We start from the raw sequence: 22,520 nt of genomic DNA, 5'->3' as shown, positions 1-22,520 counted from the left end.
CGGAAGGGTCAGGCCCAGTCGGTGTTCCAGCCGTCGACCGCGTCGGCCGGGCGCGAGGCAGGGCCGGTGTAGATCGCGGACGGGCGGATCAGGCGCCCCGTGCGCTTCTGCTCGAGGATGTGCGCCGACCAGCCACCGGTGCGCGCACACGTGAACATCGAGGTGAACATGTGGGACGGGACCTCGGCGAAGTCCAGCACGATCGCGGCCCAGAACTCGACGTTCGTCTCCAGGACGCGGTCGGGACGGCGCTCACGCAGCTCGGCCAGTGCGGCCTGCTCGAGCGCCTCGGCGACGGCGTAGCGCGGGGCGTCGAGCTCCTTGGCGGTCCGACGCAGCACGCGGGCGCGCGGGTCCTCGGCACGGTAGACGCGGTGGCCGAAGCCCATGAGGCGCTCGCCGGAGTCGAGGAGGTCCTTGACGTACTTGGTGGCGTCACCCATCTCCTCGACGCCCTCGATCATCGTCAGCACCCGAGCGGGGGCGCCGCCGTGCAGCGGGCCGCTCATCGCGCCGATGGCACCGGAGAAGGCCGCGGCCACGTCGGCACCGGTCGAGGTGATCACCCGGGCGGTGAAGGTGGAGGCGTTCATGCCGTGCTCGGCGGCGCTGCTCCAGTAGGCGTCGATGGCCTTGACGTGCTTGGGGTCGGCCTCGCCCTTCCAGCGGATCAGGAACTTCTCGGCGAGGGTCTTGCCCTCGTCGACGAGCTTCTGGGGCACGACGGCCTGGTTGAGGCCGCGGGCGGACTGGGCGGCGTACGAGAGCACCATGACGGCCAGGCGCCCGATGTCCTCGCGGGCCTGCTCGTCGGTGATGTCGTAGGTCTGGCCGAAGCCGAAGGCCGGGGCCAGCATCGCCACGGCGGCCTGGACGTCGACGCGGACGTCGCCGGTGTGGACCGGGAGGTTGTACGGCTCGGCCGGCTCGAGACCGGGGGTGTAGGCGCCGTCGATCAGCAGACCCCAGACGTTCTCGAAGGGGACCCGGCCGACGATGTCCTCGATGTCGACGCCGCGGTAGCGCAGCGCGGAGCCTTCCTTGTCGGGCTCGGCGATCTCGGACTCGAAGGCGATGACGCCCTCCAGGCCATGGTGTACCTCGGTCATCGCAGCGTGCTCCTTCGCCAGTCTGGGCCTGTCGGCCATCGGTGTCGCTCCGGGCGGGGGGCCTGATCGAGACACGCCGCACGGCATCGCGGTGCACGTTACCGGTGGGGTAGCGGGGCCCCCGGAGGGGTCCACGTCCACCGTCCGGGCCGTGCGGGCCGGGTCCGTCGTGAGCGACGTCGGATGGCTGGTTGCGTAGATTGCCCGGTATGGCGAACAGCTCTGCCCCGAGACCCGAGGCGCCGGTCGACATCGCGGCGCTGCGGCACGAGTACGCAGCCGCCGGACTCGCCGAGGCCGACCTGGCGGCCGACCCGATCTCGATGTTCCGGCGATGGTTCGACGAGGCACGCGACGGCGGGCTCATCGAACCCAACGCCATGGTCGTGGCCACAGCTTCTGCCGACGGACGCCCCTCGGTGCGCACGGTGCTGCTGAAGGGCGTCGGCCCCGACGGCTTCCGCTTCTTCACCAACCAGGCGTCCCGCAAGGGCCGCGACCTGGCGGCCAATCGCGCCTGCTCGTTGCTCTTCCCGTGGCACGCCCTGGAGCGGCAGGTCCGGGTCGAGGGCCAGGCGACGCCCCTGTCCCGCGAGGACGTCGCGGAGTACTTCGCCACCCGCCCCCGGGGCTCGCAGCTCGGCGCGTGGGCGAGCCACCAGTCGGAGGTCGTCGAGGGGCGCGACGCGCTCCGGACGGCGTACGACGACGCGGAGTCGCGCTTCGAGGGCGAGGACGTCCCGGTGCCCGACGAGTGGGGTGGCTACCTGGTGCGCCCCGAGGCGGTGGAGTTCTGGCAGGGGCGCCCCAGCCGGCTGCACGACCGCCTCGTCTACGAGCGAGCCGGCGACGGCTGGGCGACCCACCGGCTGGCGCCGTGAGCGGCCTGAGCGCGCTGGGCGCCCTGAGCCCCCTGGGCCCCCTGAGCGCCCTGGGCGAGCCTGACGAGCTCGCCGACCTGCTGGCGCACCGCCGCTGGGTGCGCCGCACGCTCCCGTTCCCCCACGTCGTGGCCACCGACGTCTTCACCGACGAGGTCTATGCAGCGCTCGAGGCCGACTTCGTGCGGCTCCTCGACGGCGGTGCCATCTCCCAGCCGTCGGGCTCGGGCTACGAGGCGACCTGGGCGCGCCTGGCCGAGCACGCCGACGGCCCCTTGTCCCTCTTCCTCTCTCGTGGGTGGCACGACCTGCTGGCCGGCGTCGCCCGCGTCGGCACCACCACGGGCGACGTCAGCGTGGGGCTGCATCACCACGAGCCCGGCGGAGCACCCGGCTGGCCCCACAACGACCTCAACCCCGGTTGGTTCCCCGAGGACGCCCCAGGTCCCGGCGAGGTCGGTGTGGACGGTCTCGTCGACTACCACCACGGACCTGCCGACGGCTCTCCCGCGCGAGAGACCGTCCGTGCCGTCTCGGCGCTCTTCTACCTGGCCAACCCACCGTGGGCCGAGGGCGACGGGGGCGAGACCGGGCTCTACGACAGCGTCGCGGCGGGAGCCCGCACCGAGGGCGTCCTGGTGCCCCCGGTCAACAACTCCTTGGTGCTCTTCGAGTGCACGCCGTACTCCTGGCACGCCTACGCGCGAGCCTCGCGCCACCAGCGCAACTCGCTGGTGATGTGGTTGCACCGGCCCCGGCAGGACGTCGTCGAGCGCTGGGGGGAGTCGTCAGTTGTCCACTGGTGAGGTGCACGTGACGTCGAAGCGGGTCTGCCTGCTGACCGGCGCAGGTGGGCTGCTCGGCTCTGAGTTCTGCCGTCGCTACGCGGGGGAGTACGACATCCTGGCCGTCTGCCGCACGCGCGCGCCGGCGGTGCCCACCCAGCACGAGGAGTACGTCGACCCGCTGGCGCCGGACGACGACCTCCCGGAGAACCGGGACGCGGTGCACGCCGTCTACGCCGACCTGACCGACCCCCGCGACGTCGAGCGCGTGATCGAGGTGGCACTGGCGCGCTTCGGTGGCGTCGACCTCCTGGTCAACAACGCGGCGCACCTCGGTGGCTACCCGCACACCATGCTCGACGGCGATGCCGCGCTGCACGACCTCGAGGCGCACCTGCTGACCAACGTGGTGGCGCCCTTCCGGCTCGCCGTCCGGCTGGCCCAGGAGTCATGGCAGCACCGGGCAGCCGACAACCGCGCCCGCGGTCGCAACGTGGTCAACGTGTCGAGCCTGTCGGGCGTGCACACCTACCCGTTCCGGGGCCAGGCCGGGTACGGCGCGTCCAAGGCTGCCCTCGACGCACTCACCGGGCACCAGGCGCACGAGTTCGGCCGCTTCGGCGTGCGGGTCAACGTCGTCGTGCCCGACAGCTTTCCCTCGCGGGTCGCGACGTCAGCGGTCGCAGACGCGGTGGTGCGGCTGGACCGCGGCGAGGCCACGGGTGAGGCGGTCGCGGTCGAGCGGCCGGCTGGCTGACCGGTCCGCCGCTGCAGCTCGGGGCCGTCAGTCCAGGACGGCCGAGTGACCCTCGTCGTCCAGCCAGTCGTCCTCGACGTCGTACTCGCTCTCGCGCGTCGACTCCTTGTCGTCCTTCGTGCGCCCGCCGCGACCTCCGGCCCCGCCGGCTCCGCCAACCCCGCCAGCACCGCGTCGTCCGCCGGCGCCGCCGCCGGCTCCGCGGGTGCCCGTGCCGCCGGTACCGACGCCGCGAGCGCCACTGGCGCCACTGGCGCCACTGGCACTGCGAGAGACCGGCTGGCCGCCGGTGAGTCCGCCGCGGCTGCCGAGGACCCCGCTGCTGGCAGCACGACCGCCGGCGCCCACCGGGCGGGTGGGTACGCCGCCGGCCGACGTCGCCGCTCCGCTGAGGCGGCCGATGAGGCCCTTGGCGCCGAGTCCGCCGATCAGTCCGGCTCCGGCGCCGCCGGCCAAGGAGTTGATGTTGACACCCCCGCTGGAGCCGCCGGAACCGGTGTCGGGGTCGGGAACCGGGATCGGGTCAGGTCCGGGAACCGGCCCGGGAACTGGTCCCGGCACCGGGCCGGGGACGGGTCCAGGTACGGGACCCGGGACGGGTCCTGGCACGGGTCCTGGCACGGGGCCGGGGACGGGTCCTGGCACGGGGCCTGGCACAGGGCCGGGGACCGGGCCCGGCGTGGGTCCAGGCGTGGGTCCAGGCGTGGGTCCAGGCGTCGGGCCGGGTCCGGGGGCAGGCCCGGGGCCGGGCGTCGGACCGGGGTCCGGCTCGCCGTGGATCTTGGCCATCACGGCCGCGGCCTCGTCGTAGGACCTGTTCAGGGCCTCGACCTGCTGTCGGGCCTGCTCGTCGGAGTCGCCGTACGCGGCGACCTGCTTGTTGTGCGCCGTGGTCCGGCTCGCGAAGATCTTCAGCGCGGTGATGTCCTCGTGCGTCTCGCCGGTGGTGCCCTGGTAGGTGGGCGCCGGTCCGGGGGCGGAGTCCGGCATCTCGCCGTTGACCCGCCGAGCGTTCGACATCGCGGTGCGGATGTCGTCCAGCGCCGCACGCGCCTGGGCCATGTCCTTGGCCCGCGGGACGACCACCTCGGTGCGGATCGCGTCGAGCACGGCCCTCGCCGCCGCGCCGGAGTCGGCGTCCACGCCGAAGCCCCGCTCGATCTCGGGGCCTGCGGACACCAGCGCCTGTCGCACGGCCTCCAGCGAAGTGGCTCCCTCGTCCCACGCCATCCTCGACGTCCGCAGGTCGTCGTCGCTCATGCCGGCGACCGAGGTGGCCAGGCGAGCGATGTTCTGTCCGCTCATCAGGCGTCCCGCCCGCCGGTGACGTCCTGGCCCTGCCTGGCGTCGTCGTACTGACGCTGGCCCTCGCGGCTCGTCGAGCCGGACGCGAGAGCATCGACGGCGTCGCGGGTGATCCGGATCCGGTCGTAGGAGTCCTCGTCGGCGGAGATGATCTCGTTCTTGGCGTCGCGGCAGGCCTGCTGGAAGGACTCCAGGTCCTCCCTGATGCCGCGCAGCGTCTTCCAGATCACCTCGTGCGCCCGGTTGTAGTGCAGCGCCAGGTTGGCAGCCGAGTCGGCGCCGCCGTACGACGAGTCCTGGATGCTGGCAGCGAAGGCGAACGCCTCCGGGTTGAACTCGGCGAGCTCGGTGTCGATCTGTTTGATCACCCCGTCGATGGTCTCCTCCGCGAGGTCGAGGCCCTGCGGGCCGCCCTGAACCGTCTGGAGGAACGGGTCGAGGTTGAGCCTGAAGCTCATGGTGCTACCAGCCCTTCGTGCCTGGAGTGTGGTCGCTTGGGGAAGTGCGCTGCGGTCCGGCTACCCGCGGATCCGGCGACTCAAACGTCGATCCACTCGGTAGGCAGGGATTGGTAGCCTCCCCGACATCGACGAGCGAAGCATGGTGAAGGGCGGCTGCAGGTGAAGTCTCGGGTCCTCGCGTGGAGCGTGCTGCTGACGGCAGCTCTGACGACCGGTTGTGCGGCGGACGGCACGTCCGGGGAGCCGCCCGTCGAGGGCGCCTCGACCTCGTCCTCGGGCTCGTCGGGCTCGTCGGGGGCCGACCCGACCGACCCGGAGTCAGCGACCCCGAGCGAGCCAGAGGTCGTGCCGGCCTCGGGCGAGCGGCTGACCATCGCCACCGTCGAGCGCGACGTCTTCGGGTTCCGGCTGCCCGAGGGGGACTGGAGCATCGGCGCCTCCGGTCGGACCGCGCTGCGCGACTCGCCCGAGGGTGCCACCTCCATCGGCGCGGCGGCGGCGACGGGTGCCGACGGCGTCTCGTTGGACTTCCTGGCACGTGCCGACAAGAGGGACTTCGCCGCCATCACCGGCACGAAGGTGGTGCGTCAGGACAACCGATCCGTGGACGGGATCGACGGCTACGTGCTCGAGGCCAGCACGAGTGACGGTCTCTCCTACAAGTACGGATCCGTGCTGGGCGACACCTCGTTGACCGTGACCTTCGAGTTCCCCGAGGACACCCCAGAGGCTCGCGCCGAGATCGAGTCGGTGCTGGCGAGCGCCGCGTGGCAGTGACCCAGCAGTGACGCAGCAGTGGCGGTTCCGGCTCGCCGCTTGACGCCGGACACCTGACTGTTACGTCCCGGTCAGGCCGATCGAAACACGAGTCGGGTTTCCTGTCAGCAGACGTTGTTTCCTAACAGGATCGGAACGGACGATGACGAGCACCGGCACGCAGGCACCCTTCCAGGTCACCCCCGGGGCGTGGCAGGGGCTGCCGCGGATGGAGGAGCACCCCGACAGCGAGGGGTACATCCGAGACGTCTACGAGAATCCCGCCGGCAGTCGGATGTGCAGTGGCTTCTTCGAGCTGCGCCACACCGACGCTGCGTTGGTCTACGACTACGAGTACGACGAGATGAAGGTCGTGCTCGAAGGGGAGTTCCTCCTCGAGAACGTCGACACCGGCCAGCAGACGGTGGCCCGCGCCAAGGACGCGATCTTCTTCCCCAAGGGGTCGCGGATCGCGTTCTCCACGCCGTCGTACGCGCTGGCGTTCTACGCCGGCGACCGCGACGCCACGCTGCTCTGACCGGGCCGGCGAGCCGTGAGCCCGTCCGAACCGGTGCTGGGTGTGCCGCGGTGGCCGGTCGAGCCCGAGCCGGTCGACCCGACCGGGGCCAGCTACCTGGTGCTCTGCCTCGGCCTGGATCCGCGAGCCGTCGACGTGGCTGCCGAGTGGGCAGCCGAGGCGGAGCGGATCGCTCCCACGCGCCTCCTGTCGATCGCCGGCATCGATCGCGACCGGCCCAGGGTCGACGTCGCACTCCACGCCGCGCGCACCGGCGTACGCATCCTCGTCGCAGGAGAGCAGTACGACGTCCTGCTGACCCTGGCACTGGCCCGCGAGTACGGCGCCGCGGCGGCCGAGCTGCAGTGCTTCGTGGTCGACGCAGCGCCCGGCCACCCCACGGCGCTGCCCGTCTACTGCGCGCACTGCCGTTGGACGCATCGGGTGCTCGGCGATCCCGGCGGCGAGGTCACCTGCCCCGGCTGCGCTCGCCACCTCGAGATCCACCCGCACCACTCGGCGCTGCGCGGCAGCTTCCTCGCCTCCGACGCCCGCGCCCGGGAGCTGGCATGACGAGCCCAGGACACCTGCACCCGTCGTACGACGTGTCCCCGCGCCCGCTGATGGTGGTCGAGGTCCGCGACCTCACGCCCGAGGTGCGCCACGTCGTGCTCGTCGACCCGCACGGCACGGCGCTGACGCCCCACGAGCCCGGCGCCCACCTCGTCGTGACCACCACGCCGAGCGGCCCCGACAGCGGGGTCACCAAGCGCAACGCCTACTCGCTGACCGGTGACGGGGTGCTGCCGCGGCAGTACGCGATCTCGGTGCTGCGCAAGGACGCTCCGACAGGCTTCGGCGACGAGAGTGGTGGCTCGGTGTGGATGCACGGCCTCGAGGTCGGGGACGTGATCGAGGTCGAGGGCCCGCGCTCCAGCTTCGCTCCTCGCCACGACCAGCGCCACTGCCTCCTGCTCGCCGGCGGGATCGGGGTCACCCCGGTCCTCTCGCACGCCCGGGCCGCGGTGCGGTGGGGTGGCAGCGTCGAGGTCCTCTACTCCTACCGCCCCGGTCACGCCGCCCACCTCGACGACCTGCACGCCCTCGCCGAGGCGCCCGGCGTCAGCCTGCGCATGGCCGTCACCGTCGACGAGACGCTGGCTCTGCTCCGCGATCGCCTTGCCGACCAGCCCCTCGGCACCCATGCCTACGCCTGTGGCCCGCCGGCGCTGCTCGCGGCCTACCTCGAGGCCGGCCGCGCCGCGGGGTGGACCGACGAGCGACTCCACCTCGAGCGCTTCTCCGCTCCCGCCCTGGACCCCGGCTCGCCGTTCTCGGCGCTGATCGTCTCGTCCGGGCGTCGCGTCGACGTCGCGCCCGGCACCAGCCTGCTCGTCGCCCTGCACGAGGCGGGGGTCGCGGTGCCGAGCCTGTGCCGTCAGGGGGTCTGCGGCGAGTGCGTCGTGCCGGTGCGCTCCGGGCGGCTGGAGCACCGCGACCTCGTCCTGTCCGACGTCGAGCGACGCGCCGGCGACCGGATGCTGTCCTGCGTGTCCCGCGGGGCCGGGCCCGACGAGCTGATCGAGGTGGACCTGTGAGCAGTGCTGCTGCCGTCGAGGGACGGCCCCTGGCCGGGCACACGACCCGGCTCCCGTGGCCGTTCCCCGACGACCTCGACTCGTTTCGCTACTCGGTCAACGTCGAGCCCGCCCGGGTGCCGCGGCCCACGGCCGCGGGGGAGTGGGGGGCCCACATCGTCGATCTCGGGGGCGAGGAGTACGGCGCGATGATGGCCGAGCGCCGGCGCATCCTGGACGCCGACCCCCACCGGGTGCGGATCCTGCCCGGCATGCTCCCGGCCTGCTGGGACCTGCTGCTCTACTACCTGCGCGACCTGGCGATCTCCTTCCCGCACATCATGGAGCTCAGCGAGGACGGGGACCACCTCCACTGGCGCAACCACGCGCTCGGCACCGACCAGTCGTTCGTGCTGGGCGACGCCGCCTCCCTGCCGTACGACCCGATGACCTTCCTCGGCCGCGAGATCCCCGACGACCTCCTCCTGGTCAAGGAGCGCGACGGTCGGCTCTGCTTCGACGCGGGGCTGGTGACCTTCGCGGCGGCGTGGTCGGTCTCCTTCGACGTCGGCATGACGATGGACGAGATTCACAACCCCGTGCCTCGGCTGACGAAGGAGGGCATCACCTCGCGCGCCGAGCAGTTCCTGCGGAGGCTGCCGGCCGACCAGGTCTACCGGCGGGTCAACTGGACGCTGTCGGCTTCGGGCTCGCGCAAGCTCGACGTCAGCCTCGAGGAGCTGCCCGCGTGGGGCACCGACATCCCCGCCCTGGTCCGGGACGAGGAGTGGGGGCGGCTGCAGCTGCGGATCGAGGTCGAGCACTTCGTCCGCCTCCCGATGACCGGCGCCGTCACCTTCAACATCCGCACCCACATGACCTCGCTCGACGAGATCCGACGGGTGCCGCCCTGGCGCGACCAGCTGGCCCGCGTCGTGCTCGAGCTGCCCGAGGACCTGGCGACCTACAAGGGCTTCGCCGACTACCGCGAGCCGGCGATGGCCTGGCTGACCGGCGAGGTGACCGCGTGACGAGCCCGGTCACCGCGAGCGCGCCCCACCCGCCGCACTACACCAGCGTGCCCGACTGGACTCGGGAGCCGGTCGTCCAGCCCGCCGACCCGCTCGGGCGCGTCCACACGGTGATCGAGGTCGTGGGGGAGGACCCTGCCGCCACCGCGCCCGTGGTCGCGGGGTGGGTCGCCGGCCTCGACGGTCGCGACGTCCGGCATCGTGCGTGCCCCGACACGGCAGCCGCCGTCGCCGCGCTCGAGGCCGACCTGGTGACGGCGAAGGTCGGCCACCGCGTGCTGGTCGCCGGCTCCGCCGACGCCTGTCTCGCCGTGCGTGCGGCTGGTGTCCGCGGGGGCCTCGCCGACGACGAGATGGCCTTCGGGGTCGTCTCGGTCGAGACCCGCACCGTGTGGTGCGTGCACTGCTCGGCCGCGACGGTGGCCAAGCTCGCCCTCGACGACGTCGTCGCCTGCTCGGGCTGCGAGCGCGGCCTGCTGGTCTACCCCCACGTGTCGCGCCGCACCGGCCGGCACCTGGGCTTCATGGTCGATGCCGAGGAGGCGTGATGAGCCGCTTGAGCCTTGTCGTCGCGGGCATCGACGACACCGTGCCCGACGTACGGCGTCTCGTGCTCGCGCCGGCCGACGGCGGCGAGCTGCCGTCGTACACGCCGGGGAGCCACCTGGTCCTGGACGTGCCGTCCGGGCCCGGTCGCGAGCGAGCGCTGGCCAACGCCTACTCGCTGGTGGGCGAGAGCCTGCACCCGAGCAGCTACGAGATCGCGGTCCTGCGCTGCGACCCGCGCGGCGGTGCCGCCGGGGGCTCGGCCTGGGTCCACGCTCTGCGGACCGGCGACCCCGTCACGGCGACGACGCCGCGCAGCAGCTTCGCTCCCGTGCAGCCCGCCACGCGGCACCTGCTCGTCGCCGCCGGCATCGGCATCACCCCCCTGGTCTCGCACCTGCGCTTCCACGCGCGGTGGGGCCGCGAGGCCGAGCTGCTCTACCTGCACCGCGAGGGCCGCGGCGCCTTCATCACGGAGATCGACGACCTCACGGACGGTTCCGCGTCGTGCTTCCACGATCGCGTGAGTCTGCTCGCGCGGCTGCGGGAGCGGCTGCTCGACCAGCCGATCGGCACGCACCTCTACACCTGTGGGCCCACCGGGTTCATGGACCTCGTCGTCGCCGAGGCGCAGGCTGCCGGGTGGCCGTCGAGCCGGGTCCACCTCGAGCACTTCGGGCTCGACGACCTCGACCCCGGGGAGCCCTTCGACGTCACCGTCGGGGAGCAGTGCTTCGAGATCGCCTCCGGCGTCAGCCTCCTCGAGGCCATGGAGAAGCAGGGGTACGCCGTGCCGAACCTCTGCCGCCAGGGCGTGTGCGGCGAGTGCCGCCTCGAGCTCGGCCCCGCGACGACCGGGGTGTGGCACCGCGACCTGTACCTGTCCGACGACGACAAGGCCGCCGGTGACTGCGCGATGGCCTGCGTCTCCCGAGCCCTGCCCGCGGCCGACGGCCGCGCCCACCTGGAGGTCCTGCTGTGAGCGCCACCTACTCCGCCGAGGTGTGCACGACCGTGTCGGCCCTCGACCTGGTCACCGGCTTCCCCTTCCCGTTCCCGCAGGAGACCTACCGCTACTCCACCAACGTGGAGCCCGCCCCCGGCGCCGTGACGACCCCCGCCGGCCAGTGGGGCGAGGCGGTGGTCGACGTCGACTCCGAGTACGCCCAGGAGCTCGCCGAGCGCGCCGCCATCCTCGATCGCGACCCGTCGCGCCACGCCTGGCTCCCCCACATGGACGTCGCCTGCTGGGACGCGATGCTCTGCCTGATGCGCGAGCTCAGCCTGACTCGCCCCGACTCGATGGCGCTGACGGTCCTCGAGTCGGGCGTCCGGCCCCGCTACCACTGGCGCAACGACCTGCTCGGCATCGACCACACCTTCGTGCTGGGCGACCCGTCGACGCTGCCCGACGAGCCCCTGGCCTGGATCGCCGCCCAGGTGCAGGAGGACATCGTGCTGCTCGACCAGCGCGACGGCGTGCTGTACGGCGACGCCGGCGTCGTCACCTTCGCCGCGGACTGGTCCTTCGGCTTCGACGTCGGGATGAGCTTCCTCGAGATCCACGGTCCGGTGCCGCGCCTGCACGGCGAGGGGATCATCACCCGGGCCCACGAGTTCCTCAAGCGGCTCCAGCCCGGCGAGACCTATCGCCGTACCAACTGGACGCTCACGATCGGGCGCCGCCTCGACGTCTCCACCGAGCTCTACCCGGAGTGGGGCCCGGACCGCGACGCCGTGCTGCTGCTCGACGACGAGGCCTTCGGCCGCGACGTCCACCTGCGCGTCGAGGTCCAGCACCTCATCAGGCTGCCCGAGTCGGGCGCGGTGATGTTCCTGATCCGCACCTACCTGCTGCCGCTGGTCGACCTCGTCCAGGTCGAGCACTGGCGGGTGCGCACCGCCGACGTCCTCGAGGAGCTGCCGCAGGACCTGGCCGACTACAAGGGCGTGGCGAAGTACCGGCACCGTACGGCGGCCTGGTTGCGCGCCCGGGGACCGGCTGAGGGGTCCTGACTGGGCGCTCGTGGCGGGTGCCACTGCCCACGAGCTCTGCACAGCTCCGGTTGGTGGCGACGTTGTCCGCAGGCCCGTGCTCCGTGGTGCCCAGGACGTGGCGATGCGTCCGGACCTGCCGAGTTGCGGACGTGGCCGAGCTGGGGCGCTTCGCGAGACGCTCCTCCTCCTCCTCCTCCTCCTCCTCCTCCTCCTCACGGCATCGGGTCGTGTGCCTCACCACGGTGCATGGACCGGTCTCAGGCACACGACCCTGGCGGGCTGGCGCAGCCGGGGTGGCGCCCGAGCCGGATCGGGGCGAGTCGTGTGCCCCAGCCCGGTGCATGGACCGGTCTCAGGCACACGACCCTGCCGTAGGCGGTCGACGCGCGGTTCTGCCGCGATCCGCGCGGACCGAGGGGTCGGGCGGATTCGCCGACGACGAGGCTCGATCTGTCCGTTGCGGAGGGCGATGCTGCAGTCGACCTCCGCCCAGTCGTGCCGAGCGTCGCGAGCGGCCCGACGTCTACACGCCGGCCAGGCGACACCGCCGTCACGTGGCGAGCCCGCCCGCAACCGGGGATTTACACCGCCGGTCACCGACGGCAACCCACCAACCGTTTCTTCACAGCAGACTGCGTCTACTTACATTCCAACCAGGAGGCGCCCGTGACACCCGAGGACACACTTGCTTCGATGGAAGGGGTGATCACCGATCTCTTCTACTGGATCTCGATCGCCCTGATGATCTGCATCCATGCCGGCTTCCTCGCCTACGAGGTGGGCGCCTCGCGCTCGAAGAACGTGCTGGCCGCGGCGATGAAGAATCTGCTCACCTTCGCGGTGGTGATCGCGACGTTCTTCTTCTTCGGCTGGTGGTTCTACAACGCCTTCTACCAGTTCCCGGTGGGTGCCATCGACGGAGCGACGGCTGCGCTGCCGTGGAGCGAGGACATGGGGCCGAACCTCGCCTCGGTCACCGGCATCTTCTGGGGCGCCTTCGCCCTCTTCGCCGCCACGACCGGCTCGATCATGTCCGGTGCGGTCCTGGAGCGGATCCGCACCAGCGGGTTCCTCGTCCTGACGACCGTCCTCGGCTCGGTCGTGTGGATCATCGGTGCTGCATGGGCCTGGCACCCGACCGGCTGGCTGCTCACCGAGTGGGGCTGGCACGACTTCGGCGCGGCCGGCTGCGTGCACCTGATCGCGGGCGCCTTCACCCTCGGGGTCCTGATCAACCTCGGCCCGCGGATCGGTCGCTTCGTCAAGGGCAAGGCGATCACCATCCCGCCGCACAACCTGCCGCTGACGATGCTCGGCCTGATGCTCATCTTCGTCGGGTTCTTCGGCTTCCTGATGGGCTGCGTGGTCTACACCAACACGGGCTACTTCTCGATCTTCGGCAACCCGACCACGCTGTCCGCGATCGCCTTCTCGACCCTGATGGGGCTGGCGGGCGGCATCATCGGCGCCTACATGACCTCGAAGGGCGAGCCCTTCTGGACGATCTCCGGCGGCCTGGCCGGCGTCATCTCGGTGGCCCCCGGCATGGACCTCTACCACCCGGCCCTGGCCTTCATCATCGCCGTCGTCGGCGGCATGCTGATCCCGCAGTTCGGGCGCCTGCTGGAGAAGTTCGAGATCGACGACGTCGTCGGCGCGGTCTCGGTCCACGGTGGCTGTGCGCTCTACGGCCTCGCGGTGTCCGGCTTCGTCCTCTGGGGCTACCCGAACACCCCCATCGACGGGTTCGGCACTCCGCCGGACATCAACCCGCTCGGTCAGATCGGCGGCGGGATCGTGCTGGCGCTGCTCGGGTTCTTGCCCGGCTACCTCATCTCGTTGGGGCTCAAGCGGGCCAACCTGCTGCGGATCCCGGCCGAGGTCGAGCTCGCCGGACTGGACCTCAGCGAGGTTCCGGCCACGCCGTACCCCGAAGGCATCCCGATCACCACGCTGCGTGAGTCGGACGCCGTCCTGGCAGAGGAGGGCACCTCATGAGTCCCATCGATGTCTACGACGAGAACACGACCTTCGTCTTCACCGGCGGCCCGGACAGCTTCTGGACGGTGCTCTTCGTGCTGGTGGCGGTGGGCCTGTTCGCGGCCTTCCTGGTCAAGATGATCCAGCACGAGAACCACGCCTACGCCCAGATGATCAACCACGAGCCGGTCGAGACCGGCCCGGCGGTCGAGGGTGAGCCGCCGGTCTTCTGACCGTCCCGCACGTCCGGTTCCACGCGCACGACGACGCCGCCCCCGCCACCGGTGGGGGCGGCGTCGTCGATCGTGACGGCGGCGAAACACGACCGTCACGTCCGACCTGTCTACTACTCGTAGACGGTGATTCACAGCAGTAGACGATCACGGAAGGGTCTCCCATGACCGCGACCAGTCCCGTAGCCAGCACCGAAGCGGCGGATCTCGCGACCCTGGCCGAGAAGGCCGGCACGACGTTCATCCTGGCGCTCTTCGTCGACCTCGACGGCAAGCCCTGCGCCAAGCTGGTCCCGGTCGAGGCCGTCGACGAGCTGGCGACCAACGGCGTCGGCTTCGCCGGGTACGCCGTGGGCTCGATCGGGCAGGAGCCGCGCGACCCGGACCTGATGGCGATGCCCGACCCGGCGTCGTTCACACCGGTGCCGTTCGTCAAGGAGGGTCTGGCGATCGTCCACTGCGACCCCCACGTCGAGGGGAAGCCGTGGCCGTTCGCACCGCGCGTCATCCTGCGCACGATGCTCTCGCGGCTGGCTGAGACCCAAGGGCTGGAGGCCTACGTCGGCGCGGAGGTCGAGTACTTCCTGCTGCGCCGGGAGGCCGACGGCAGCCTCGTCACCGCCGACCCCGGCGACCGCTCCGCCCGGCCCTGCTACGACGCCCGCGGCGTGACCCGGATGTACGAGCACCTCGCCGCGGTCTCGCGGGCGATGAACGAGCTGGGCTGGGGCAACTACGCCAACGACCACGAGGACGGCAACGGTCAGTTCGAGCAGAACTTCGACTACGCCGACGCGCTGACCACCGCCGACCGGGTGATCAGCCTGCGCTACCTGATCTCGATGCTCGCCCACGAGCGGGACATGGTCGCCACCTTCATGCCCAAGCCGTTCGCCGACCGCACCGGCTCGGGGCTGCACTTCCACCTCTCGCTGTGGCGCGACGGCGAGTCGACGTTCCCGGTCGGGGACGGTGCCACCGATCCGCGCGGGCTGGGACTGAGCCCCACGGCGTACTCGTTTGCCGCCGGGATCCTCGAGCACGCCTCGGCCCTGCAGGCTGTGCTCGGGCCGAGCGTCAACTCCTACAAGCGCACGGGTGCTGTCAGCACGACCTCGGGGGCGTCGTGGGCGCCGCGGCTGCCGACGTACGGCGGCAACGACCGCACGCACTTCCTCCGGATCTCCGACCACCACCGCATCGAGCTGCGCGGCGGCGACGGGTCGGCCAACCCCTACCTCGCGATCGCGGCCGCCATCGGCGCCGGGCTCGACGGGATCGAGCGCGAGCTCGACCCCGGCACCGTCGGCGGCGACAACGGCGCGTCGCGCGCACCGCTTCCGCGCACGTTGCTGCACGCGGTCGAGGCGCTGGAGGCGGACCCGGTCGTGACCGGCAGCCTCGACCTGGCCGGCAGCGCCGACGGGCACCGTGTCGCGGCGTACTTCGCCGAGCGCAAGCGCGAGGAGTTCTTCGACTGGCACGCCCAGGTGGGCGGCTGGGAGATCGACCGCTACCTCACGGCCTTCTGACCCCCGACTCGAACGAGAGGAGCCGACCATGTGCGGCATCGTGGGACTGCACCTGCGCAGTCCCGACCTCCACGCCCACCTCGGCGAGCTGCTGACCGGGATGCTCTGCGAGATGCAGGACCGCGGCGCGGACTCCGCCGGCGTGGCCGTGTACGGCGACCCGCGCTGGTCGCCGCGGGGGCACGTCGCCGTCTCGTTCGTGCCCGACCCCTCGTCGCTCTCCCTGTCGACCGGGGTCGAGGTCGACGCGCTCGCAGCCGAGCTGTCCCGCGACCTGGCCTCCCCGGTCGCGGTCGTCGACGCCGGCCCGACGCTGGTGGCCCACGTGGTCGAGTCGGCGGGGGTCGAAGCCCTGCGGGCGGCGGTGCTCGCTGCCTTCCCGGACGCGCTGGTCGCCGGGTTCGGCTCCGACGTCGCGGTGCTGAAGGGGGTCGGCCACCCGCGCGACCTGGCAGCGGCGTACGGCCTCGCGGGCGCGCAGGGCTGGCAGGGCGTCGGGCACACCCGGATGGCCACCGAGTCGGCGGTCAACGCCGGAGGCTGCCATCCGTACGCCGTGGGGCCCGACCAGTGCCTGGTGCACAACGGCTCCTTCTCCAACCACGCCACCATCCGCCGCGACCTCCGAGCCCGGGGTGCGGTCTTCGACTCCGAGAACGACACCGAGGTCGGCGCGCGCTTCGTGGCCGACCGCCTCGCGGCCGGCTACGACGTGGAGACCGCTCTCAAGGACCTGTGCGGCACCTTCGACGGCTTCTACACGCTGCTGGTCAGCGACTCCCGCTCCTTCGCCGTCGTGCGGGACGCCATCGCCTGCAAGCCGGCGGTGATCGCCGAGACCGACGACTGGGTGGCGATGGCGTCGGAGTACCGCGCTCTGGTCGCACTGCCCGGCGTCGAGTCGGCCCGGCTCTACGAGCCCGAGCCGGAGAGGATCTACGCATGGACCCGGTGAGCGAGTCGGTCCGTCACCTCGACCTCGCCGAGGTCCCCCTGCGCTCGGTCAACGCGCTGCTCCACGGCCGCGAGGTGGACGACCTCCCGGCGCTGGCGCCGGGGGAGGACGTGGTGCTGACCCACCCGCAGGGAGCGCACGCCGTCGCGGTCGGCCTCGACAGCCCGCGTCAGGTGCGGATCGAGGGTCACGTCGGCTACTACGCCGCCGGGATGAACCAGCGCGCCGACGTCGTCATCGACGGCAACGCGGGTGTCGGCGTCGCGGAGAACATGATGAGCGGCTCGGTGACCGTGCTCGGCAACGCCTCGCAGGCCGCCGGTGCCACCGCGCACGGCGGGCTGCTCGTCGTGCACGGGGACGCCGCGGCACGCTGCGGCATCTCGATGAAGGGTGTCGACATCGTGGTGGGCGGCTCGATCGGCCACATGAGCGCGTTCATGGCGCAGGCGGGTCGGCTCGTGGTCCGCGGTGATGCCGGCGACGCGCTGGGCGACTCGATCTACGAGGCGCGGCTCTACGTGCGCGGGGAGGTGGCCTCGCTGGGTGCGGACTGCGTGGCCAAGCAGATGCGGCCCGAGCACCACGAGGAGCTTGCCGCGCTGTTGAAGGCCGCGGGCTACGAGGACGACGACACCGCGGCTTACACCCGCTACGGCTCGGCTCGCGAGCTCTACCACTTCGACGTCGACAACGCGTACTGACCGCGGCCCACCAGAAGGGACGAGAGAGGACGACCATGGATGCCCACGACCTGGCCCAGCGCGGCCTGCGCCCCTCGGCGACGTACGACGCGGCCACCATCCACGACATCCAGCGGGCCGCGGCGACGGGGGTCTACGACATCCGCGGCGGCGGCGCGAAGCGTGCGGTGCCGCACTTCGACGACCTGCTCTTCCTCGGGGCCTCGATGAGTCGCTACCCGCTGGAGGGCTACCGCGAGCGGTGCGGCACCGACGTCGTCCTGGGCGCGAGGCACGCGCGCTACCCGCTGCTGCTCGACATCCCCGTCACGATCGCGGGGATGAGCTTCGGAGCCCTGTCGGGGCGGGCCAAGGAGGCCCTGGGTCGTGGTGCCTCGGAGGCCGGCACGTCGACCACCACCGGTGACGGCGGGATGACGCCGGAGGAGCGGGGACAGTCCAAGCACCTCGTCTACCAGTACCTGCCGAGCCGGTACGGGATGAACCCCGACGACCTGCGCCAGGCCGACGCGATCGAGATCGTGCTCGGCCAGGGAGCCAAGCCGGGCGGTGGCGGGATGCTGCTGGGGCAGAAGATCTCCGAGCGGGTCGCGGGGATGCGCACGTTGCCGCAGGGCATCGACCAGCGCAGCGCGTGCCGCCACCCGGACTGGACCGGGCCGGACGACCTGACGATCAAGATCGCCGAGCTGCGCGAGATCACCGACCACGAGAAGCCGATCTTCGTGAAGGTGGGAGCCTCGCGGCCCTCCTACGACGTGAAGCTCGCCGTCCACGCCGGCGCGGACGTCGTCGTCGTGGACGGCATGCAGGGCGGTACGGCGGCCACGCAGGACGTCTTCATCGAGAACGTCGGCATCCCGACGCTGGCGGCCGTCCCGCAGGCGGTGCAGGCCCTGCGTGAGCTCGGCGTGCACCGCTCGGGCGCCGACGCCGTGCAACTGATCGTGTCGGGCGGCATCCGCACGGGCGCCGACGTGGCGAAGGCGATGGCGCTGGGCGCCGACGCGGTGTCGATCGGCACCGCCGCACTCATCGCGCTGGGCGACAACGACCCGCGCTGGTCGGCCGAGTACGAGGCGGTCGGGTCGGCGGCCGGCTACTACGACGACTACCAGGACGGGCGCGACCCGGCCGGCATCAGCACCCAGGACGACGAGCTCGCTGCGCGCCTCGACCCGGTAGCGGGCGGGCGCCGGCTCGCCAACTACCTGAGGGTGCTGACGATGGAGGCCCAGACGATCGCGCGGGCCTGCGGCAAGGCGCACGTGCAGCACCTCGAGCCCGAGGACCTCGTCGCCCTGACGGTGGAGTCCGCAGCGATGGCTCGCGTGCCGCTGGCGGGCACGAGCTGGGTGCCGGGCTCCGCCGGGTCTCCGGGGGCCGGGTATGGCGGCTGAGCTGCCGGCCACCGCCGACGTCGTGGTCGTCGGGGGCGGCATCGAGGGGTGCGCCGCCGCCTGGGCACTGGCATCGCGCGGGGTGACCGACGTCCTGGTCCTGGAGCGGGCGACCGTCGGCTCCGGTGGCACCGGCAAGTCGAGCGGCATCGTGCGCTGCCACTACGGCGTCGCGTCGTTGGCGGCGATGGCGCGCGTCGGTCTGGAGACCTTCGAGACCGCGGCCGATGTGCTCGTGAGCGACATCGGCTTCCACCAGACGGGGTACGTCGTGGGGGTGGGGGAGGCGGACGTCGACGCGCTGCGGGCCAACCTCGCCGCACAGCGGGAGGTGGGTGTCGAGACCGAGGAGATCGACGCCGACGAGGTGGCGCGGCTGTGGCCGGGCGTGCGGCTGGACGACGTCGCGGCGTTCGGCTGGGAGGCGCGCGGCGGGTACGGCGACGCCTACCTCACGGCGCAGGCCTTCGCCGCGACCGCGCGGACGCACGGCGTACGGATCAAGCAGGGAGTGGCGGTCGCCGAGATCCTGCGGGACTCCGAAGGCGTGTGCGGGGTGCGCGCGGCGGACGGCTCGATCGTCACGACGCGACGGGTGGTGCTGGCCGCGGGACCGTGGTCGGTCGCGCTCGCGGCGCCACTGGGCGTCGACCTGCCGATCCGGGTGCACCGCGAGGAGATCGTGCTCCTCAAGCCGGGCATCCCCACCGAGGGGCTGCCCGTCTTCTCCGACCTGGTCTCGCTGCAGTACGTGCGCCCCGACGTCGGCGGCGAGATCCTCTTCGGCAACTCCGACCTCGACACCCTCAAGCCGGCCGACCCCGACGCCTACCTCAACCGGGCCGACGACGCGTTCGTCGAGGTCGTGGTCGACAAGGTGAGCCACCGCTTCCCGGGCCTGGACGACGCGGTGCTGGCGAGCAGCTATGCCGGCTGCTACGACGTCACGCCCGACTACAACCCGATCATCTCGCTGGCCGACCCGGTGCCGGGACTGGTGGTGGCCGCAGGGTTCAGCGGGCACGGCTTCAAGATCTCCCCGGCCGTCGGGCGCCTCGTCGCCGACCTCGTGGTCGACGGGGTCAGCAGCAGCCCGCTGGTGCCCGAGCGCGACTTCCGGCTCTCCCGCTTCGCCGAGGGCGAGCCCCTGCGCAGCCCGCGCCCGTACGCCACTGCCGGACAGATGCGGTGATCGTGCGCCGGTGTCTCCTAGGGTTGGACCATGTCCACCCAAGGTGATCAGGCGGCGGACCCGGAGCTGCTGCGCAACCGGGCGGGTACGGCGCGCGAGCGTGACCCGGCGGAGCCGCTCGAGGAGCTCGACCTCGAGGAGGCGATCGCCCGCAACGTCCGGATGCAGCGCCAGCAGCAGGGGCTGTCGGTGGGTGAGATGGCCGAGAAGGTCGGCATCTCCAAGGCGATGCTGAGCAAGATCGAGAACGCCCAGACCTCGTGCAGCCTCTCGACCCTGGCGCGCCTGGCGACCGGGCTCGACGTACCGGTCACCTCGCTCTTCCGGGGCGCGGACTCCGAGCGTCCGGCGTCGTACGTCGCCCAGGGCACCGGCGCGAGGATCGTGCGCGCCGGCACCAAGGAGGGCCACGAGTACGAGCTGCTCGGTTCCCTGCGCGGTGAGCACAAGCGGCTCGAGTGCCTGCTGGTGACGCTGAGCGAGAAGAGCGAGACCTATCCACTCTTCCAGCACCCCGGCACCGAGTTCATCTACGTGCTCGAGGGGTCGATGGACTACAGCCACAGCCGCAGCGTCTACCGGCTCGGTCCCGGCGACAGCCTCCAGCTGGACGGCGAGGGACGGCACGGACCGGTCGCGCTGGTCGACCTGCCCATCCGGTTCCTGTCGGTGATCGCGTTCCCCGAGGTGGCGTTGTAGGGCCGGATGTCTCAGATCGGCAACCATCGGGCCGGCGGGTGCATCTCAGGGGTGAACGCATCATCGCTGGTGAGGAGCACCCATGAACACACGGACCACTACGTCGACTGCCCGCGCGACCCGCATCGGGTCGCGACTCGCCGGAGGTGCCGTCCTGGCCGCAGCCCTGGGGATGCTGGCCGCGTGCGGCTCGGCGGAGGAGACCGGTGAGGTCGCGGCGCGCGATCCCGCGCCGGCGTCGCCCTCGGCGAGTCCCACGACCGACCCCGTGGTGGCTGCGTCGCCCACTGCGACAGCGACGCCCGCGCCCGAGAGCGCCGTCGCGGTCGTCGTGTCCGGCACCACCGTGGGTGACAGCCGGTTCGGCGACCCCCGGGCCGCCACCGTTGCGACGTTGACCGACCGGCTGGGGGAGCCCGACGCCACGGTGGGCCCGCAGCGCTTCGAGCAGGTGGGCGGCAGCGGCCCGTGGTACCAGTCGGGTGGCGACAACCTCTCCCCGGCGTGGGACCACCGGGTCTTCGCCACCACCTGCTGGGACGGCTTCTGCGTCCTCTTCGGGGGAGAGGATGCCGACGACCTCGAGCTGCTCGGGTGGGAGCTCGCGACGTACAACCGCTGGCACGAGACGAGGAAGGACGCCGGCGTGCCCGAGCCGGGCGTCGCGCTCGCCGACACCGGGGTCACGCTCGGCGACAGCTGGGAGACGCTGCACGCGGCGTACCCCGAGACCGAGACGCACTGGGCCGAGGGCGCAGCGGTCGGTGTCGGCGGCGCGCCCTGGCCGACGATCTTCGACGGGGTCGACGGGTGGCGGATGTCCGGCCACGTGGACTACGAGCATCCCGAGCGCACCCCGGACGACTCCGTCGTCACCCGACTCTCGGCCGGTGAGGGGCCGGAGCCGGGCTGCTGCTGAGAGGGCGACGGGTCGGCCTCGGCGTGGGCCGGGCCCGCTCGGCGGGTCTGGCAACGGACTCCGAGGAGTCCATGAGAGGTTCACCTGCATGCTGGCAATCCTGCTGAGCGGCGGGTTGGCCGTGACCTGCTCTCTCCTCGGGACCCGCGTCGCCATCGGCTGGTTCTCGCGCCACGGCTTCGGCCAGCCGATCCGGGACGACGGTCCGACCACGCACCACGTCAAGCGGGGCACGCCGACGATGGGCGGCCTGGTGATCATCGTGGCCGCGACCCTGGCCTACCTCGCGGCCACGGTGGTGACCGGCGGGCGGCCCAGCGCCAGCGCGCTGCTGCTGATGCTGCTGTTCCTCGGGTGTGGGGCCGTCGGCTTCCTCGACGACTTCATCAAGGTCTACACCCAGAACAACCAAGGCCTCAGCAGTCGCGCCAAGATGGCCGGGCAGACGGTGATCGCGCTGGGCTTCGGGCTGCTCGCGACGCAGCTCTTCACCGACGAGCGCGGCGTTCGTCCCGCGTCGCACTACCTCTCGACCACGCACGACTGGGGGATCAAGCTGCCCCTGGTGGTGGTGCTCCTGGTGATCTGGTTCATCGTCACGGCTACGTCCAACGGGGCCAACCTCACCGACGGGGCCGACGGACTGCTCGCCGGGACCGCCGTGATGGTCTTCGGGGCCTACTCGATCGTGAACATCTGGCAGAACAAGCAGCTCTGCGGATCCTCGAGCCCCAACGTGGTGGAGTCGCAGTGCTACGAGGTCCGCGACCCCCTCGACCTGGCGGTCTTCGCCGTCGCCATCTCGGCCGCCTGCGTCGGCTTCCTGTGGTGGAACGCCAAGCCCGCCCGGATCATCATGGGCGACGTCGGCTCGCTCGCGATCGGGGGAGCGGTGGCCGGCCTCGCGATCATGACCAGGACCGAGCTGCTCCTGGTCGTCATCGCGGGGCTGTTCGTCCTGGAGACGATGTCGGTGATCCTCCAGATGAGCTACTTCAAGCTCTCCCGAAGGATCACCGGCACCGGACGACGCATCTTCCGGATCGCACCCGTCCACCACCACTTCGAGCACGCGGGGTGGGACGAGATCACGGTCGTCATCCGCTTCTGGATCATCGCCGGCGGCTGTGTCGCGGCCGGCCTCGGGATCTTCTACGCCGACTGGCTCGGCTGACCGACTCGC

Annotated in this window: 24 protein-coding genes; 21 read left to right on the top strand and 3 right to left on the bottom strand. The window is 71.9% G+C overall.

The genetic code is table 11. The features are described from left to right. Nucleotides 1-8 precede the first annotated feature (8 nt). Entirely contained in the window at nt 9-1,109 is a 1,101-nt protein-coding gene (locus tag Q1K33_RS00880) for a citrate synthase 2 (RefSeq protein ID WP_300399789.1), read from the bottom strand. A 209-nt stretch (nt 1,110-1,318) separates the two neighbouring features. Between Q1K33_RS00880 and pdxH the strand changes: the two genes are divergently transcribed. From pdxH to Q1K33_RS00865, 3 genes are read left to right on the top strand one after another with little or no spacing between them, the layout of a single operon-like run. Next, entirely contained in the window at nt 1,319-1,990 is a 672-nt protein-coding gene (pdxH, locus tag Q1K33_RS00875; RefSeq protein WP_300399788.1) for a pyridoxamine 5'-phosphate oxidase, read from the top strand. Beyond that, nucleotides 1,987-2,796, top strand: a complete 810-nt coding sequence (locus Q1K33_RS00870) for a 2OG-Fe(II) oxygenase (protein WP_300399787.1) — start codon at nt 1,987-1,989, stop codon at nt 2,794-2,796. The genes pdxH and Q1K33_RS00870 overlap by 4 nt, the downstream gene beginning before the upstream one ends. Nucleotide 2,797: 1 nt before the next feature. Then, nucleotides 2,798-3,532: an SDR family oxidoreductase gene (locus Q1K33_RS00865; protein ID WP_300399786.1), complete on the top strand. Its 735-nt coding sequence runs from the start codon at nt 2,798-2,800 to the stop codon at nt 3,530-3,532. A gap of 27 nt (nt 3,533-3,559) precedes the next feature. Here Q1K33_RS00865 and Q1K33_RS00860 read toward each other — a convergent pair whose 3' ends face one another. Together Q1K33_RS00860 and Q1K33_RS00855 are read right to left on the bottom strand one after the other, a co-directional pair. Continuing rightward, complete coding sequence (locus tag Q1K33_RS00860) at nt 3,560-4,837, bottom strand: hypothetical protein (RefSeq protein WP_300399785.1); 1,278 nt, start codon at nt 4,835-4,837, stop codon at nt 3,560-3,562. Next, complete coding sequence (locus Q1K33_RS00855; protein WP_300399784.1) at nt 4,837-5,295, bottom strand: hypothetical protein; 459 nt, start codon at nt 5,293-5,295, stop codon at nt 4,837-4,839. Before Q1K33_RS00855 ends, Q1K33_RS00860 begins: the two co-directional genes overlap by 1 nt. 162 nt (nt 5,296-5,457) lie before the next feature. Between Q1K33_RS00855 and Q1K33_RS00850 the strand changes: the two genes are divergently transcribed. The 18 genes from Q1K33_RS00850 (at nt 5,458) to mraY (ending at nt 22,511) form a co-directional block, all read left to right on the top strand. Then, the gene (locus tag Q1K33_RS00850; RefSeq protein WP_300399783.1) at nt 5,458-6,075 is read left to right on the top strand and encodes a hypothetical protein; all 618 of its coding nucleotides are present in this window, start codon (nt 5,458-5,460) and stop codon (nt 6,073-6,075) included. Between the two features lie 142 nt (nt 6,076-6,217). Further along, nucleotides 6,218-6,592 carry a hypothetical protein gene (locus Q1K33_RS00845; RefSeq protein WP_300399782.1) on the top strand — a complete coding sequence of 125 codons (375 nt, stop codon included), beginning with the start codon at nt 6,218-6,220 and terminating at the stop codon, nt 6,590-6,592. A 15-nt stretch (nt 6,593-6,607) separates the two neighbouring features. Beyond that, a complete protein-coding gene (locus Q1K33_RS00840; protein WP_300399781.1) occupies nt 6,608-7,144 on the top strand; it encodes a dimethylamine monooxygenase subunit DmmA family protein in 537 nt (178 codons plus the stop codon). Next, entirely contained in the window at nt 7,141-8,169 is a 1,029-nt protein-coding gene (locus Q1K33_RS00835) for a PDR/VanB family oxidoreductase (RefSeq protein ID WP_300399780.1), read from the top strand. Before Q1K33_RS00840 ends, Q1K33_RS00835 begins: the two co-directional genes overlap by 4 nt. Next, the gene (locus Q1K33_RS00830; RefSeq protein ID WP_300399779.1) at nt 8,166-9,179 is read left to right on the top strand and encodes a DUF3445 domain-containing protein; all 1,014 of its coding nucleotides are present in this window, start codon (nt 8,166-8,168) and stop codon (nt 9,177-9,179) included. Before Q1K33_RS00835 ends, Q1K33_RS00830 begins: the two co-directional genes overlap by 4 nt. Continuing rightward, nucleotides 9,176-9,727 (top strand): dimethylamine monooxygenase subunit DmmA family protein, encoded by a 552-nt coding sequence (locus tag Q1K33_RS00825; RefSeq protein WP_300399778.1) that lies wholly within the window; start codon nt 9,176-9,178, stop codon nt 9,725-9,727. The genes Q1K33_RS00830 and Q1K33_RS00825 overlap by 4 nt, the downstream gene beginning before the upstream one ends. After that, nucleotides 9,727-10,707, top strand: a complete 981-nt coding sequence (locus Q1K33_RS00820) for a PDR/VanB family oxidoreductase (protein WP_300399777.1) — start codon at nt 9,727-9,729, stop codon at nt 10,705-10,707. The genes Q1K33_RS00825 and Q1K33_RS00820 overlap by 1 nt, the downstream gene beginning before the upstream one ends. Then, complete coding sequence (locus Q1K33_RS00815) at nt 10,704-11,741, top strand: DUF3445 domain-containing protein (RefSeq protein WP_300399776.1); 1,038 nt, start codon at nt 10,704-10,706, stop codon at nt 11,739-11,741. Before Q1K33_RS00820 ends, Q1K33_RS00815 begins: the two co-directional genes overlap by 4 nt. Nucleotides 11,742-12,389: 648 nt before the next feature. After that, nucleotides 12,390-13,721, top strand: a complete 1,332-nt coding sequence (locus Q1K33_RS00810) for a hypothetical protein (RefSeq protein ID WP_300399775.1) — start codon at nt 12,390-12,392, stop codon at nt 13,719-13,721. Then, complete coding sequence (locus Q1K33_RS00805; RefSeq protein ID WP_300399774.1) at nt 13,718-13,936, top strand: hypothetical protein; 219 nt, start codon at nt 13,718-13,720, stop codon at nt 13,934-13,936. The genes Q1K33_RS00810 and Q1K33_RS00805 overlap by 4 nt, the downstream gene beginning before the upstream one ends. Nucleotides 13,937-14,100: 164 nt before the next feature. Continuing rightward, nucleotides 14,101-15,468, top strand: coding sequence for a type III glutamate--ammonia ligase (gene glnT / locus Q1K33_RS00800; protein WP_300399773.1), 1,368 nt, complete (start codon nt 14,101-14,103; stop codon nt 15,466-15,468). Between the two features lie 28 nt (nt 15,469-15,496). Next, nucleotides 15,497-16,423 (top strand): hypothetical protein, encoded by a 927-nt coding sequence (locus tag Q1K33_RS00795; RefSeq protein WP_300399772.1) that lies wholly within the window; start codon nt 15,497-15,499, stop codon nt 16,421-16,423. Then, complete coding sequence (locus Q1K33_RS00790) at nt 16,411-17,127, top strand: hypothetical protein (protein ID WP_300399771.1); 717 nt, start codon at nt 16,411-16,413, stop codon at nt 17,125-17,127. Before Q1K33_RS00795 ends, Q1K33_RS00790 begins: the two co-directional genes overlap by 13 nt. A 35-nt stretch (nt 17,128-17,162) precedes the next feature. After that, the gene (locus Q1K33_RS00785) at nt 17,163-18,527 is read left to right on the top strand and encodes an FMN-binding glutamate synthase family protein (RefSeq protein WP_300399770.1); all 1,365 of its coding nucleotides are present in this window, start codon (nt 17,163-17,165) and stop codon (nt 18,525-18,527) included. Continuing rightward, complete coding sequence (locus Q1K33_RS00780; RefSeq protein ID WP_300399769.1) at nt 18,517-19,719, top strand: FAD-binding oxidoreductase; 1,203 nt, start codon at nt 18,517-18,519, stop codon at nt 19,717-19,719. The genes Q1K33_RS00785 and Q1K33_RS00780 overlap by 11 nt, the downstream gene beginning before the upstream one ends. Nucleotides 19,720-19,749: 30 nt before the next feature. After that, a complete protein-coding gene (locus Q1K33_RS00775; protein WP_300399768.1) occupies nt 19,750-20,418 on the top strand; it encodes an XRE family transcriptional regulator in 669 nt (222 codons plus the stop codon). Nucleotides 20,419-20,500: 82 nt separating this feature from the next. Beyond that, nucleotides 20,501-21,337 (top strand): hypothetical protein, encoded by an 837-nt coding sequence (locus Q1K33_RS00770; RefSeq protein WP_300399767.1) that lies wholly within the window; start codon nt 20,501-20,503, stop codon nt 21,335-21,337. An 88-nt stretch (nt 21,338-21,425) separates the two neighbouring features. Next, nucleotides 21,426-22,511 carry a phospho-N-acetylmuramoyl-pentapeptide-transferase gene (gene mraY, locus Q1K33_RS00765; RefSeq protein WP_300399766.1) on the top strand — a complete coding sequence of 362 codons (1,086 nt, stop codon included), beginning with the start codon at nt 21,426-21,428 and terminating at the stop codon, nt 22,509-22,511. Nucleotides 22,512-22,520: the final 9 nt, after the last annotated feature.

The sequence above is a fragment of the Nocardioides sp. genome (assembly GCF_029937575.1).
GTDB lineage: Bacteria > Actinomycetota > Actinomycetes > Propionibacteriales > Nocardioidaceae > Nocardioides.
The sequence above is the reverse complement of the archived record's forward strand: the minus strand, read 5'-3'. Positions and strand labels throughout refer to the sequence as shown.

What these genes read in the sequence shown, in the direction of transcription:
- Q1K33_RS00880 (WP_300399789.1), bottom strand. Translation starts at nt 1,109, where the DNA reads ATGACCGAGGTACACCATGGCCTGGAGGGCGTCATCGCCTTCGAGTCC.
- pdxH (WP_300399788.1), top strand. Translation starts at nt 1,319, where the DNA reads ATGGCGAACAGCTCTGCCCCGAGACCCGAGGCGCCGGTCGACATCGCG.
- Q1K33_RS00860 (WP_300399785.1), bottom strand. Translation starts at nt 4,837, where the DNA reads ATGAGCGGACAGAACATCGCTCGCCTGGCCACCTCGGTCGCCGGCATG.
- Q1K33_RS00855 (WP_300399784.1), bottom strand. Translation starts at nt 5,295, where the DNA reads ATGAGCTTCAGGCTCAACCTCGACCCGTTCCTCCAGACGGTTCAGGGC.
- Q1K33_RS00845 (WP_300399782.1), top strand. Translation starts at nt 6,218, where the DNA reads ATGACGAGCACCGGCACGCAGGCACCCTTCCAGGTCACCCCCGGGGCG.
- Q1K33_RS00835 (WP_300399780.1), top strand. Translation starts at nt 7,141, where the DNA reads ATGACGAGCCCAGGACACCTGCACCCGTCGTACGACGTGTCCCCGCGC.
- Q1K33_RS00820 (WP_300399777.1), top strand. Translation starts at nt 9,727, where the DNA reads ATGAGCCGCTTGAGCCTTGTCGTCGCGGGCATCGACGACACCGTGCCC.
- Q1K33_RS00805 (WP_300399774.1), top strand. Translation starts at nt 13,718, where the DNA reads ATGAGTCCCATCGATGTCTACGACGAGAACACGACCTTCGTCTTCACC.
- glnT (WP_300399773.1), top strand. Translation starts at nt 14,101, where the DNA reads ATGACCGCGACCAGTCCCGTAGCCAGCACCGAAGCGGCGGATCTCGCG.
- Q1K33_RS00795 (WP_300399772.1), top strand. Translation starts at nt 15,497, where the DNA reads ATGTGCGGCATCGTGGGACTGCACCTGCGCAGTCCCGACCTCCACGCC.
- Q1K33_RS00790 (WP_300399771.1), top strand. Translation starts at nt 16,411, where the DNA reads ATGGACCCGGTGAGCGAGTCGGTCCGTCACCTCGACCTCGCCGAGGTC.
- Q1K33_RS00785 (WP_300399770.1), top strand. Translation starts at nt 17,163, where the DNA reads ATGGATGCCCACGACCTGGCCCAGCGCGGCCTGCGCCCCTCGGCGACG.
- Q1K33_RS00780 (WP_300399769.1), top strand. Translation starts at nt 18,517, where the DNA reads ATGGCGGCTGAGCTGCCGGCCACCGCCGACGTCGTGGTCGTCGGGGGC.
- Q1K33_RS00775 (WP_300399768.1), top strand. Translation starts at nt 19,750, where the DNA reads ATGTCCACCCAAGGTGATCAGGCGGCGGACCCGGAGCTGCTGCGCAAC.
- Q1K33_RS00770 (WP_300399767.1), top strand. Translation starts at nt 20,501, where the DNA reads ATGAACACACGGACCACTACGTCGACTGCCCGCGCGACCCGCATCGGG.
- mraY (WP_300399766.1), top strand. Translation starts at nt 21,426, where the DNA reads ATGCTGGCAATCCTGCTGAGCGGCGGGTTGGCCGTGACCTGCTCTCTC.